The organism is Sinorhizobium sp. 6-70 (assembly GCF_030124375.1).
In the GTDB taxonomy this organism is placed as follows: domain Bacteria; phylum Pseudomonadota; class Alphaproteobacteria; order Rhizobiales; family Rhizobiaceae; genus Sinorhizobium.
Genome location: NZ_JASKLS010000002.1, coordinates 15,701 through 30,130, shown reverse-complemented (window position 1 = coordinate 30,130; position 14,430 = coordinate 15,701). Strand labels below are relative to the sequence as shown.

Below are 14,430 nucleotides of genomic sequence, written 5' to 3'. Positions count from 1 at the left end.
CCTGTCACACTGAGCGTTCAAAGGCGTATGGGCTGTAACAGACCGGCTGCGGCAAAAGGGGAACCGATGACCGCCTCTCTCGATCATGTGCCTGCACAGGCAAGCAATGCGCGCCAGTTCCTGGCGATGGTCCTCGGTTCGGTGGGGGTGGTATACGGCGACATTGGAACGAGCCCGCTCTATGCCTTCCGCGAAGCGCTTCGCCCGTTTGCGGCAGGCGGTGTGGGGCGCGATGAGGTGGTGGGGCTCATTTCACTGGTGATCTGGACCCTGACGATGATCGTCACGTGCAAATATGTCCTGTTCCTGCTTCGTGCCGACAATGACGGGGAGGGTGGTACCCTGTCCCTGCTCGCCTTGCTCATGAAAAGAGCGTCAGGACATACGATGGGGATGTTCGTCGCAGGTATCCTGGGTGCCGCCCTTTTTATCGGCGATGCGATGATCACTCCGGCGCTTTCAGTGTTCTCGGCCGTTGAGGGGCTGAAACTCGTCACGCCAACACTTCAAGATTACGTTCTGCTCATCTCCGTCGCCATCATGGTGCTGCTGTTTGCAGTGCAGTCCCGCGGTACGGGCGCAGTCTCGAGCTTCTTTGGCCCAGTTACTCTCGTCTGGTTTGTTGTCATGGGAGCCGCCGGTGTCGCCCATATCGGTGATGACATGGCAATCCTCGCTGCATTCAATCCTATCTACGCTGTCACCTTTTTATGGAATGCCGGGCTTGTTGGCTTCATCGTGCTCGGCGCCATCTTCCTCACAGTGACAGGAGCCGAGGCGCTTTATGCTGATCTCGGCCACTTCGGTCGCCAGCCTATCCAGGCGGCTTGGTTTGCAATCGTGTTTCCCGCACTGACGTTGAACTATCTCGGACAGGGCGCGATGGTGCTGTCGCATCCCGACGCCATTTCGGATCCATTTTTCTTGATGTTCCCGAAATGGGCGCTGCTGCCGGTGGTAATCCTCGCCACGGCCGCAACAATCATCGCCAGCCAGTCAGTGATCACGGGAGCGTTTTCACTCGTACGGCAAGCGATCCACCTCGGATTCCTGCCAAGATTTGAGATCTGTTACACGTCGGAGACGCAAACGGGGCAGATTTATCTGCCTTTGGTCAACTCCGCACTGCTCGCCGGCGTGCTTGTGCTGATGTTTGTATTCGGTAGTTCCGAAGCTCTTGCCCCGGCCTATGGTGTCTCAATTACCGGCGCCATGGTGATCGATACCATTCTCGCCTTCGCATTCCTCCGATATCTGTGGAACTGGCCCGTTTTGGCCGCGACCGCTTTCCTGCTTCCTCTGTTCTTGCTCGAACTGGTTTTCCTCGGCGCCAACTTGTTCAAGCTCCACCATGGGGGCTACGTGCCCATCCTCTTCGCTGGCTCGCTAATGACGCTGATGTGGACCTGGCGAACTGGCGTTAGGCTCGTTCGCGAAAAGACGAGCCGCCAGGACATCCCTCTCGAGCGGTTCATAACGGCGATCGAACGAAAATCCGAGCACGCCCCGGTCGACGTACCGGGAACGGCGATCTTTCTCACTGCGACACCTGAGACCACCCCAGGAGTTCTCCTGCATAACCTCAAGCACAATCATGTGCTGCATGAGCAGAACGTCATCCTAACCATCAAGACCGCCAAAGTGCCTTATATCCCGGAAACGAACCGCTACACGCTTACTAAGCTTACCGATCGGTTCAGCAAACTGGAGCTCAGATTCGGATTCATGGATGATCCGAATGTGTCAAGGGCACTGGCGCGCTGTCGGAAGGAAGGCTTCAGGTTCGAGATCATGACGACGTCCTTCTATCTCGGACGGCGCAAACTAGTCTCAGATCCCCAGTCGGGCATGCCGAAGTGGCAGGACAAGCTTTTCATTGCCATGGCGGAATCGGCGATCGATCCGACCGATTACTTCCATCTTCCGGCAAACCGCGTTGTCGAAATGGGCGAGCAGGTGATCATCTAGTGTCGCCACTCTGGCCATTAAACAGGAAGCGTGTTTCGACAGGCGGTCGGACGACGTCGGGCGGCAGGGCGGTGCATGGTGCAAGGTACTCACAATGTCTCGGCTGCCGGCTTGGGCGGCATCCTGCACGCTGATCTTGCCGACCGGGTCGAACCATCGCCATGTATGGGCGCGAGACGCGCGTGACCTGCTTCACCAAGCCAGCCGCTCAAAAAGTGACAACGAGGCATTCCGCAGTGGAGTCAGGAACTTGCCCGAACGTTTGCGGAGCGCTGCGCTCGATTGGCTGTTTGTCGGTATAGATCCCCTTCAAGGCACCCACTTGCACGTTCCGTTCCTTATGAATCTGCACAATAGAGAACATTTGAAGAACTTCTCCCTGTCATAGCTGCGACTGCCGGTTTATAAGGAACGCATGGTTCAAAGAGCAGGCAGTGCAGATCTCCCGCTTCATGGCGGCAAGGTTCCCCGATGGCTGGGCGACCGTATGACAAAGCTTGGCGCGGTCATCACTGAAGCGATCGTGATCGAATATGGCCGCGACGAGTTTCTCCGGCGGTTGGCGCATCCTTTCTGGTTTCAGTCCTTTGGCTGCGTCATGGGCATGGATTGGCATTCTTCCGGAATCACAACCAGCGTCATCGGCGCTCTGAAGCGCGGTCTCGCGCCCCTTTCGCGGGAACTAGGTATTCATGTGTGTGGAGGCCGTGGGCGAAATTCGAGGCAGACACCTGGCGAATTGATCGACATCGGCAACCGTGTCGGCATCGACGGCGGGCGTCTTGCAACCACCAGCCGGCTCGTCGCAAAGATTGACAGCGCAGCGGTTCAAGATGGATTCGATCTTTACCTGCACGGCTTCATCGTGGCCGACGACGGCAAATGGGTGGTCGTGCAGCAGGGCATGAATGGCGATAAAAGACAGGCCCGGCGCTACCATTGGCTATCGGAAGGCGTTTCCAGTTTCGTCGATTCTCCCCATACAGCGATAGAAGGAAAGCGCCAGGGCGAAATCGTCAATCTCGCCGACAGGCGTGCCACAGCATCGCGAGATAGTCAGCTTGACCTTCTGGCCACGCTCGGGCCGGACCAAATCGTCCGCGAGATAGTCCGGATTGACCCGAAGGCCAGAACGAAGGAAGTCGCGCAACCCCTGCTGCCGCACCTTGTAATGCCGGCGCATCATGAGGTCAGAGAAGAAAACATCAACATGAAGCGGTTGCATGCAACGCTTGCAGCGGCCGCCGACCGCGGGCCTGAAGATTTCGAACAACTCCTGCTCGTCCCGGGCGTCGGTGCGCGAACGGTCAACGCGCTCGCGATGGTCGCAGAAGTGGTGCATGGCGCGCCCTGCCGTTTTGCCGATCCCGCGCGATTCTCGCTTGCGCACGGCGGAAAGGATCGCCACCCGTTTCCCGTGCCGCTCAAAGTCTACGATCAGACGATCCAAGTCATGAAGTCGGCCGTGACCAAGGCGCGGCTGGGCCGTGATGAGGAGCTACAAGCGCTGAGACGCTTGGACGATCAGGCCAGGCAGTTGGAGAAATACGTTACCGGCCCAGATCTAAAAGAAATTGTCGCCGGGGAGTTCCGCCGGTCCCCCGAATGGGATGGTCGCAGCATCTTTGGCTGGGAGGCCCATCCTGAGCAGCCGGACGAAAAAGCACGCTCTTAGCGAGTGCGGGCGGTTTGGATAGACAAAGGACATCGCTCGCGCCTTTTCTCACGAAAGCCGCAACGGTGCGCGAGATTTGCTCGCCCACATGAGCACGCAGGCGTGAAGCTACGGCTGATGGCCGCTTGTCAAAACAAATCAAATTAAACATGAAATCCATGATCTGCATGTCTATGACTCTAGCGTCCCTCACGTCGAAGGGCACGGCATAGTACTTGGCTGGCCGCAACGTAGACACACTGCAATGGCGGTGCATCCGCCCTCGGCAAGGAGGCTGCGAGGAACAATGCTGCGGAATGCGAGAGGGACGGAGGCGGGGAGGGCCCTTGGCGTCAAGACGGAGGCAATGGCCAACAACCCGCCGACGTTCGAGCATATCGTCACCGGCGTGAACGAGACCTTTCTCTGGCGCAAGGACAACTATCCCTGGGAGCGCAATGTCTGGAACTTCCATCCCGAGATCGAAATCCACCTGATCCGCAATGCCGCAGGCATGGCCTTTGTCGGTGACTACATAGGCGAATTCGGCCCCGGCTATCTCACCGTCGTCGGCCGCAACCTGCCGCATGACTGGGTAACAGCCACCGAGCCGGGCGAGATCATCGAGGGCCGCGATATCGTCATCCAGTTCGACCAGGAGCGGTTCGGCGAGCTCAGCAAATTGGCACCGGAATTCGCCCAGCTCGACGCCTTCTTCCGGCTCGCCGAACAAGGCCTCGTCTTTCACGGCGAGACGCGCCAGCGCGGCGCGGAGCTCATGGAGGGCATGGGCGCCCTCAGCGGTTTCTCCCGCTTCGCCGCATTCGCCGAGCTCCTGGATCTCCTGTCCGGCAGCCACGAGTATGAAATCCTGTCGTCGCCGGAATTCGCACCGAAGCTCGACGCAGAGACCCTCGATGTGCTGCAGCGCGTGCTCATCTATATTTTCGAGCATATCGCGACCGATATTCACCTTGCCGACGTGGCGGCGCTCGCCGGCATGAGCGAGAGCGCGTTTTCCCGCTTCTTCAAGAAGAACACCGGCAACAGCTTCACCGATCACGTCAACAAGCTGCGCATCTGGCAGGCCTGCAAGCTGCTTGCCGAAAGCGACATGCCGATCACCGACATCTGCTTCGAGGTCGGCTATCTCAACATTTCCAATTTCAACCGCACATTTCTGCGTCATCACAAGATGACACCCTCCGCCTATCGGCGGTTGACGGGACAGAGGAGACCGGTCCGCACACTGGATGCCCAGCATGCCAACTCGCATTAAAGTATAGATTCGGTGCATGAGGGGCGCTAGCTCACGGCGCCGTATTTCATAGGATCCCCTCAGCGAGCAAGCTCGCACGGGAGGAGCAGGCGAGCGGAATCGGGAGATTCTGAAGCCTGCTCGGCAGACCTTTAGGGGAGGTTCAAAACATGAAAGACCTGAAAGCGCTCGTTTCGAGCATTGCTATCGCTTGCGCTCTCGCGAGCTCGGCGTCGTCAATTGCTGCGGCTGCACAATGCACCGACACTATCCGGGTTATCGCGCAGCCGCGAGACGGGCTGACGCTGCTTGAAAACTACAAGGATGAATTCGCCAAGCTCTCCGGCGGTGCGGATTTCCAGATCGACTATCTGAACGAGAACGATCGCCGGGCCAAGACCAAGGCCGATGCATCGACGATCGGCAAGTACAATGTGTACTATATTGACGAAGCCAACGTCGCGCTCTTCGCAAAGTCCGGCTGGGTCGCTCCGCTGACCGACTACTACCCGGCCGACTACGATTATGCCGATTTCGATCCGGGCCGCCAGAAGGTCGCCACCTATGACGGCAAGGTCTGGTTCGCGCCTTTGACCGGCGGAGGCGACTTGATGGTCTACCGCAAGGACCTGCTCGAAGCAGCCGGCATCAAGCCGCCGACCACGCTCGACGAATACATCGCTGCCGTGAGGGCGCTGCATCAGCCCGACAAGGGCATCTACGGCACCGCCCTGCGCGGCCAGCGCGGCTCGGGCGCCAATGTGTGGCGCTGGATGCCCTACTTCAAGGGCTTTGGTGGTAACTGGTTCGAGGGGGACAAGCCGGTCTTCGACGGCGACGCGGCCGTGAAGGCGACCGAAACCTACCTCGAGATCTTCAAGTATTCCGCACCAGGCAGCCAGACCGGCGGCTGGGACGAGGCCGTCGGCGCATTCACCTCCGGCCAGGTCGCCCTGCTCATCGAATCCACGCCGCTGGTCGGCATGGCGCTCGATCCGAAGTCCTCGCAGGTCGCCGACAAGATCGGCTACCTCCCGCCGCCGACCCCGCTGACCGGCGGTGGCTACGGCCACGGCCTCGCCATCGGCACCAAGGCGAACAAGACGGAAGAGGCCAAGCAGTGCGCCGGCCTGTTCATCGCCTGGGCAACCTCGAAGGAAAACGAACAGCGCCGTCTCGAAGAAGGCCAATTTAGCGAACTCAACCGCACCAGCGTCATGACCAGCCCGAAGTTCGCCGAGCTCTATGGTCCCGACCTCGGCAAGGCGCTCGCCGACACCGGCAAGGTCACGGCGGTTAACTTCTGGCAGAACGCGTCGTGGCCGGACCTGGGCGACCGCTGGGGCATCATCCTGGAAGAACTGATCACCGGCACCCGCACGGACATCAAGGAAGGCTTGGATGAGCTCAACGGCTTTGCCACCGACCTCGTCGCCCGCAGCCAGTAATCCAGACTGAACAGATATCCTCCCGTCCCGGCGCTGGCTTAGGCAGCGTCGGGGCTTTCCATCCAAGGCGACGCGCGCTGCGTCGCCGGAGGGACCTCATGAAGAACAAAACCACATTGCCCTGGGTGTTCCTGACGCCTGCCATGGTCGTGCTCGCCGTCTTGGCGCTGGTGCCGACCGTCTGCGCGATCGTCATATCCTTCGAGGATCGCGAACTCAGCAGACCGGATGGAAACTTCGTCGGCTTCGACAACTATCTCGCGCTGTTTTCGGACCGGCGCTTCGTCAACGCCATTACGGTTTCGCTAAGCTGGGAGGTCATCACAGTTGGCTTCACCATGCTGATCGCGGTCGGCCTCGGCATCCTGCTGTTCGAATGCGTCTCGCCGCGCACCCGCAATATTCTGGCGGTGCTGTTCATCGTGCCGGTTATCCTGCCGCGCGTCTCGGCCGCCTTCGTCTGGAAGTTCGCATTCCATCCGCTCTATGGCATCGCCACCTATCCTTACAAGGCGATCACCGGCCAGCCGCTTGATCTCCTGTCCAATCCGCTGACAGCGCTCGGAACGGTCGCCCTCGTCGACGTCTGGCAATGGGGCCTGTTCTTCTCGGTCATCGTGCTGAAGCTTTTGGAGACCCTGCCGCCGCAGCCGTTCGAGGCCGCCCGGCTCGACCATGCGCGCGCCTGGGAAGTCTATGCCTATGTGGCGCTGCCGATGTTGAAGGCGCCGCTCATCTCGCTCGCCTTCGTCAAGATGATCGAATCGCTGCGTGCCTTCGACCTCATCTACGTGATGACCCGGGGCGGCCCCGGCATCTCCACCGAGACGCTCGACATGTACGCATTCTCGCAAGGCTTCATCGAATCCGGCCGCATTTCCTATGCATCCGGCATGGCCGTTCTGATGATGATCGCGACCTCCATTGCCTTCACCGTCATCTGGAAGAGGGCGAAGATATGAGCCGCCGTTCGACCGGCCGCCTCGTTGGCCGCGCCGTCCTCTTCCTCGCAGCGCTCTCGGCCGTGTTCCCGGCGTTCTGGACCGCACTCAACGCCTTCAAGAACCGCGTGGACATCGTCACGCCTACGCCGCTCTTCATCTTCACCCCGACGCTCGACAATTTCGCCTACGTGCTCGGTCGCGACAGCGTCTTCGACGGGCTCTTCAATTCGTTGGTGACCTCGGGCGCCGCCGTGGTAATCGGCGCAGTGCTCGGCCTGCCGGCCGCCTATGCGATCGCGCGCTATCCGAACCGTTGGTCAAAGGACATTCAGTTCTTCGTGCTGTCGCTGCGCTTTCTGCCGCCGGTTGCCATCGCCATTCCGCTGATGGTGATCTGGCTGCAGCTTGAACTTTACGACACGAGGCTGTCGCTTATCATCACCTATACGCTGCTGACGCTTGCAACCGTCGTCTGGCTTTCGGTCCCGGCCTTTGCCCGCGTACCGAAGGAGGTTGAGGAAGCTGCCCGTGTCGATGGCTACAGCTCCTATGCGATCTTCTTCCTGATCGCGGTGCCGATCGCCTCGCGCTCGCTGATCGGCGCCGTGGCCTTTGCCTTCGTGCTCGTCTGGAACGAATTCCTGATCGCATTGATGCTGACGACCTCCGACGCCAAAACGCTGCCGATCGTCGCCTCCGAACTAACCCAGCTCGGCCGTGACGTACCCTGGGGCATCCTCAACGCCTCGGTCGTGCTGCTCTCCATTCCTCCGCTGCTCTTCATCGGGGTCCTCAGCGGAATGCTCAACAGCGCCTTCAAGCGCAAGTCTTCGTAAAAAGGAATTTCTCGATGCAAGCTCTGGTTCTTGAGCAAAAGGGCGTCCTCTCGATGCGCGACATCGACCTGCCGCTCGAACTCGGCCCCGATGACGTGAAGATCAGGATCAATACCGTCGGCGTTTGCGGGAGCGACGTGCACTATTACACGCACGGCGCCATCGGTCCCTTCGTCGTGCGCGAGCCCATGGTGCTCGGCCACGAGGCCGCAGGCACGATCGTCGAGGTCGGCAGCAATGTGAAGGGTTTCGCCGTGGGCGACCGCGTCTGCATGGAGCCTGGCATTCCAGACCTCACCTCGCGGGCCTCCAAGCTCGGCATCTACAACGTCGATCCGAGCGTACGCTTCTGGGCAACGCCGCCGATCCATGGTGTGCTGACCCCCTACACGGTTCACCCCGCCGCCTTCACCTACAGGCTGCCCGATAATGTCAGCTTCGCCGAAGGCGCCATGGTCGAACCCTTCGCCATCGGCATGCAGGCGGCCGCACGGGCGCATATCGCCCCGGGCGATGTCGCCGTCGTCATCGGCTGTGGACCGATCGGCATCATGGTGGCGCTTGCCGCGCTCGCCGGCGGCTGCAGCCGCGTGTTCATCTCCGATTTCAGCGCCGAGAAGCTGGCGATCGCCGGTGGCTATGCCGGCATCACACCAATCAATATCGGCGAGCAATCGCTGAAGGACGTCGTTGCCCGCGAAACCGACATGTGGGGCGCCGACATCGTGTTCGAGGCCAGCGGCAGCGCCAAGGCCTATAACGGCATCTTCGACCTCGTGCGACCGGGCGGCACCCTGGTGCTGGTCGGCCTGCCGGTCGAGCCGGTGAATTTCGAGGTATCCGGCGCCATCGCCAAGGAAGTGCGGCTCGAAACCGTGTTCCGCTACGCCAACATCTTCGACCGCGCCCTGCAGCTCATCGCATCCGGCAAGGTAGACCTGAAGCCGCTGATCACCGACACCTATGACTTCAAGGACAGTATCCAGGCCTTCGAGCGCGCGGCCTCTGCCATCCCCAGCGATGTGAAGCTGCAGATCCTCATGGAAAGTGGAGGCAAATGAGATGTCGAACATCGTCTGCGCGAACGTCGACAAGAACTATGGCGCCATAAACGTCATCAAGGATTTCAACCTCGAGGTCGCCGATCGCGAGTTCATCGTCTTCCTCGGACCGTCCGGCTGCGGCAAGTCCACGCTTCTGCGCATGGTCGCCGGTCTCGAGGAGATCTCGGGCGGCGACGTCATGATCGGCGGAACGCGCGTCAACGATCTGGAACCGCGTGATCGCGGCGTTGCCATGGTGTTCCAGAATTACGCGCTCTACCCGCACATGACGATCTACGACAACATCGCCTTCGGCTTGAAACGCATGAAGGTGCCGAAGGTCGAGATCGACCAGCGCATCCGCGCTGTTTCGGCGACGCTCGGCCTGGATGCGTACCTGGAACGCAAGCCGACAGAACTATCCGGCGGCCAGCAGCAGCGCGTGGCGATCGCCCGCGCCATGATCAAGACGCCCAAGGTGTTCCTGTTCGACGAACCCCTGTCAAACCTCGACGCGAAGCTGCGTAACCACATGCGCATCGAGATTGCCCGCCTGCACCAGAAACTGCAGACGACGACGATCTACGTGACGCATGACCAACTGGAGGCGATGACGCTCGCCGACCGCATCGTCCTGATGAAGGGCGGCGCGATCGAACAGGTCGGCACGCCCGCCGAAATCTACGAACGGCCGCGTACGCTTTTCGTAGCGGGATTCATAGGTACGCCGAACATGAACTTTCTCGATGTCACGGCGCACTCCGATGGGGAGTCGTGGAGGCTTGAAGGCGACGGGTTCCGCTTTCGCGCGTCTCGCCAGGTATTTGATCTGAGGGACGGGCAAGATCTGACGCTCGGCGTACGTCCATCGGCACTTGTTTCCTGCCCCGACGTTGTCGGGACCGAGAACTTGTTATCCGGCGCGATCGATCTCGTTGAGTTCCACGGGGACGACGCACTGGTAACCTTCCACGCCGCAGGAAGAGAAATCGGGGCATTGGTGCCTGCAGCAACAGCGCCAACTCCCGGTACCCAAGTCGCTTTCTCTGTAAACAGCGAGAGCCTGCACGTTTTTGACCGCACGGGCTTGTCCATGCGTCGCCAGAGCCGAGGTGATTGTATCCAGGGCACAGTCTGCTAGGTCATGGCACAATAGCGGCTCAGCACAACAGCGTGGAACTGATCGCACCTGACGTGGACAAGTCCGGCGCTGACACCGCCTAAATGGCCGTGTTGATGCTCACTTTTCGGACGCCGCCGGGGTCAGTAGCTCGTCCACGAGAGCGACCCTCGCAGCGGGAACGGCGTCGCTGACGACAAGCGCTTCGCCATTCCGCAGAATCTGGAAATCGATGGACGGCTGGCCGACCGACTGGGGTACCAAGATGACGATGCTGCACTAGGCGGGAGGTAGCGATCCTGCTCCCAACGTTGACGTTTGACCAGCGCGTCGAGAGGCGAGAGTGTCGCATCTCTAACTGGCCCAACTGTCGCATTACTAAATAGCCCCTGCACACAATTATTGCATAATCTATCGTGTGGAACTAGAGAGACTGCGCCGGACTGCGTGCCTAACCGGCTGCGTCTTTTCGCGCGGAGGCAAGAGCTTCGATCATGATCGCCACTCTTTGAAGATCATCGCTGCGCAGGGCTTGTACGGCGGCAATGATCCGCTCCTGGAAGAACTCTTCTGAAGTGCGAACCTGCTCTTACAATCGCACGGGCATCTATCTCCGACATCACATCCTCCCTGGATGTTGACTACCCCAACGTTGCCACGAGCTTTTGAGCGGTTTGCAGATCCGGTAACCCTGCTCCTTCGGTGAAGCTCGACAAAATCTCGGCAAGGTCTTCCCGTGCATCCGCTTCAGGGTCGGCGCGAGCCAGTCCTATCGCTGCACGAAGCTCCCAAAACCGTGCGCCCTGTGCACGCGCTGTTGCCAGCGCGTCGCGGAAGCGTTCGGTAGCCACCTTTCCCTTCTCGGATCCGATTAAAAGGATCGCCTCCCCTTGAAGGCGGAACACTTCGGCCGCGAACCAACGCTCGTTGGTTCGCTCGATCATTTCCTCGGCTTCCTCGAGCAATCGGAGAGCCGCTTCTGGGTTTTCGGCTTTCATTTCGATCTGAGCACGAAGAGCCGCGAAGTATGGGCACATATACCGCGCCCCGGTGGCCAGCCACCCGCCGATGCCCCTCTCCAACTCCGTCCGGGCACAATGCATGTCGCCATCCTCCGCGGCCACCCACGCCTGGAGGATTGTCGCGCCCGCCTGCCAAAACCGGAATCCTGCCTCTCCTGATATTTGGAATAGTTCGGCGGCACGAAGCTTCACAGCTTCCCGGTCGCCAATGATCTGGCGGATCACACCGCCGAAGAACAGCGGTAAGGCGAGACTGTTGCGGTGCCCCATGCTTCTTGCTTCGGCCACCGCCTCATCATTGGTGGCAAGCGCCTGATCGGGCGAGCCGAGTGCCAACAGCGTGCGCGCCAAATAATCCAGGCATACGACACGCGGGTCGAAGGCATACACGAATGCGGGCGACCGATCCTCCTGCGGGTCATAGAGTGCCAGCGCTTCCTTCAAGTGAGCACGGGCACGCACAAATTCGCCGGCTGGAACGGCGCTCACCCCGGCGGCCCTGTGTGCGAAGAAGGAAAGTCCCCGGTCGTTACTGCTGCGGGCGAGCTCCAGCAGCCTGTCGGTGGCGCGACGGGCCTCAGTCAGTTCGGCGGCGTATAGATGGTACAAACAAAGGCCGTAGAGGACCGGAAACGCCTCCCGCACTTCGCCCAACTCCTCGCACAGATCCTTTGCCCTTGCGTAGGTAGCCCCCGTTTCCGGCGCTGCAAACCCATGCGCCGCCACTTGTGCGCTGCCCAGGGCCAGTTGCAGGGAAAGCTCGCGGCGCGAGCGCTGCCGAGAAGGCGGAAGTGAAGCCAGTCCATTCAATGCATTCTCAAAGCGCAGGAGGGCCTCCGACAAGGCAGAACGCGACAGTGCCCGCCGTCCGGCCTGCTCGTGGTATTCAACGGCCTTCTCGATGAGGGAAGCCTGGCTGAAATGATAGGCGAGCAACTCCGGTTCAGCGGCGACCGTCTCCGGGAAACGGTCTTCCAGGATCTGGGCAATGCGGGCATGCAGCTGCTGCCGCCTGCTCAAGAGCAGGCTCCCGTAAGCCGCGTCCCGCACCAGAGCATGCTTAAATGCATACGTGACTTGGCCTTCGCCTCCACGGCGGAACACGAGGCCTGCATTGACAAGTTGTTCCGTCGCCCGCTCCAATTCGGCTTCCGCCATTCCGGCGGCCAATGCCAACAGCTCGTGACTGAATTCCCGCCCCATGACCGCGCCAACCTGGGCAACCTCCCTGACGGAGGCGAGCCGGTCGAGGCGTGCCATCAAGGAGTCGTGCAGTGTCGCCGGGACGGCAAGTGGGGGCAACGGCCCGGACAACACGTAATCCGGGCCGCTCTCCTTGAGCAGGCCTGATTCCACTACGACCTTCGTTAACTCCTCTATAAAAAGCGGCACGCCTTCTGTCTTGGAGAGGACTTGGTCAAGCATGGATATCGGCAGCTGCTTTCCTCCAGTCATCGCGGTGACGATTGAGGCCGCTTGGGAGCGGCTCAAGCGGTTCAACGTCAGCAGCGTGGCGTGGGGGAAACCATTCCAGCGAGGAGATCTTTCCGGACGCGACGTGGTGATCAGCATGACGGGCAGCCGTTGAATACGATCGACAATGATATCGAACAGTTCGGCCGAAACCGGATCAAGATAGTGGGCGTCCTCAAGCAGCATGAGAACCGGCTTGGTCCTCGCCAGTGCTTCAAGTTGTTCGATCAACACCTCGAAAGTGCGTCGTTTTTGCACCTGCGGCATCAGGTCAAGCTTCGGGTATCGGTCACCGGTGGGGATTGAGAGCAGAGACGCAATCAAGGGGATTGCCTCCTGCGGGTCTCGCGTCGCCGCAAGCACCTCCTCCAGGTATGCCAGCTGCTTGTCCGGCGGGTCGGTTCGGTCGATGCGTGCGGCCCTGAGCAGCTGGTCGGCGACGGGATGAAGCGCGCTCTGCGCGTGGTAAGGCGAGCAGAAGTAGCGCAAATAGGTGACGGCTTCCTGTTTCAGCCGCTCGCGCAGTTCCTGAAGAATTCGCGACTTGCCTATTCCTGCCTCCCCGAACAGTTCGACGACTTGGCCTTCACCGGAAGCAGAAAGGGTCCATCGTTCAATCAGCAGTGCAATATCGAGATCGCGGCCCACCAACGGCGCTGTACCGCCGGAGTGGAGAGCCTCGAAGCGGCCTTCAGCCCGGCCCTCCCCAAGGACGACGTACGAACTGGTGGGGGTCTCGAAACCCGGCAGCTTCTGCGGCCGGATTCGCTTCACTTCAAAAAGCTTCCCGATCAGCCGACACGTGAGCTCCGAAATCACCACCGTGTTCGGCTCGGCCAATTTCTGCAGGCGGGCAGCGAGATTTGGTGTTTCGCCGACCACAGCGTTCTCCTGCGCGGCACCCGCGCCGACCAGATCCCCGACGACCACCAGGCCAGTCGCTATGCCGATGCGGACAGAAAGTTGCTGACCGTCCTTCTCAGACAGCGCCTTGATGGAATCGACGACTGCCAGCCCTGCTCGGACGGCGCGTTCGGCATCTTCCTCATGCGCCTGCGGCCAGCCGAAATATGCTAAGACGCCGTCTCCCATCAGTTTGGCGACATATCCGTCGAAACGCACAACTTCGCCGGCTATTGTGTTTTGGAACTGGCGCAGTAATGCACCCATTTCCTCCGGGTCGAGCTGGGTGGACAGACCTGTCGACCCGACGAGATCGGCGAACATTACCGTGAGTTGGCGTCTCTCGGCTTCGCGCGGGCGGGTCGGCGTCGGTCGGTGGGGGGGATTGATGACGGATGCAGTCGCCTGGCCACCGCCGAGTGCAGCGATTGCTTCGAGAATTTTCTTTCTGTGTGCGAGAGCGCTGACGCCGATTTCTTTAAGGTCTTCTGCCGTGAGCTTCGGCAGCATCTCGGCGTCGATGGCATTGCTGTCGAAGGCTGCGGCATACTGCCCAAAGCCCAAGCTCTCGAGCCATGACCCGACGTTCACCGTCGCCCCTCCCAGAACGACCCTCAAGGTAATAACATACAGCATCGCTGCGGCTCGCGCAGCACAATACAAGGAGACGGCGAAGAAAACCGAAAACACTTCCGTCCATGGAAGGTGCTGCCATCTACCGGTGCTGCCTGACCGATAGTCTTTGGGGCCGGTTCCTCTGG

Annotated in this window: 9 protein-coding genes; 8 read left to right on the top strand and 1 reads right to left on the bottom strand. The window is 60.3% G+C overall.

Annotated features, from left to right (window positions below):
* Window positions 1-66 precede the first annotated feature (66 nt).
* From QN222_RS04010 to QN222_RS03975, 8 genes are all read left to right on the top strand, one after another.
* Window positions 67-1,968, top strand: a complete 1,902-nt coding sequence (locus QN222_RS04010; RefSeq protein ID WP_283961101.1) for a potassium transporter Kup — start codon at window positions 67-69, stop codon at window positions 1,966-1,968.
* Between the two features lie 415 nt (window positions 1,969-2,383).
* Complete coding sequence (locus QN222_RS04005) at window positions 2,384-3,643, top strand: DUF763 domain-containing protein (protein ID WP_283961102.1); 1,260 nt, start codon at window positions 2,384-2,386, stop codon at window positions 3,641-3,643.
* 286 nt (window positions 3,644-3,929) lie between these two features.
* Window positions 3,930-4,901 (top strand): AraC family transcriptional regulator, encoded by a 972-nt coding sequence (locus tag QN222_RS04000; protein ID WP_336621004.1) that lies wholly within the window; start codon window positions 3,930-3,932, stop codon window positions 4,899-4,901.
* Window positions 4,902-5,050: 149 nt separating this feature from the next.
* A complete protein-coding gene (locus QN222_RS03995; RefSeq protein ID WP_284005255.1) occupies window positions 5,051-6,328 on the top strand; it encodes a sugar ABC transporter substrate-binding protein in 1,278 nt (425 codons plus the stop codon).
* Window positions 6,329-6,426: 98 nt separating this feature from the next.
* Window positions 6,427-7,290, top strand: a complete 864-nt coding sequence (locus QN222_RS03990; RefSeq protein WP_283961104.1) for a sugar ABC transporter permease — start codon at window positions 6,427-6,429, stop codon at window positions 7,288-7,290.
* A complete protein-coding gene (locus tag QN222_RS03985; protein ID WP_283961105.1) occupies window positions 7,287-8,108 on the top strand; it encodes a carbohydrate ABC transporter permease in 822 nt (273 codons plus the stop codon). Before QN222_RS03990 ends, QN222_RS03985 begins: the two co-directional genes overlap by 4 nt.
* A gap of 14 nt (window positions 8,109-8,122) precedes the next feature.
* Window positions 8,123-9,169, top strand: a complete 1,047-nt coding sequence (locus QN222_RS03980; protein ID WP_283961106.1) for an NAD(P)-dependent alcohol dehydrogenase — start codon at window positions 8,123-8,125, stop codon at window positions 9,167-9,169.
* A 1-nt stretch (window position 9,170) separates the two neighbouring features.
* The gene (locus tag QN222_RS03975; RefSeq protein WP_283961107.1) at window positions 9,171-10,292 is read left to right on the top strand and encodes a sn-glycerol-3-phosphate ABC transporter ATP-binding protein UgpC; all 1,122 of its coding nucleotides are present in this window, start codon (window positions 9,171-9,173) and stop codon (window positions 10,290-10,292) included.
* 620 nt (window positions 10,293-10,912) lie between these two features.
* On the opposite strand, the gene QN222_RS03970 is transcribed toward QN222_RS03975, so the two are convergent.
* Entirely contained in the window at window positions 10,913-14,260 is a 3,348-nt protein-coding gene (locus QN222_RS03970) for an adenylate/guanylate cyclase domain-containing protein (protein ID WP_283961108.1), read from the bottom strand.
* Window positions 14,261-14,430: the final 170 nt, after the last annotated feature.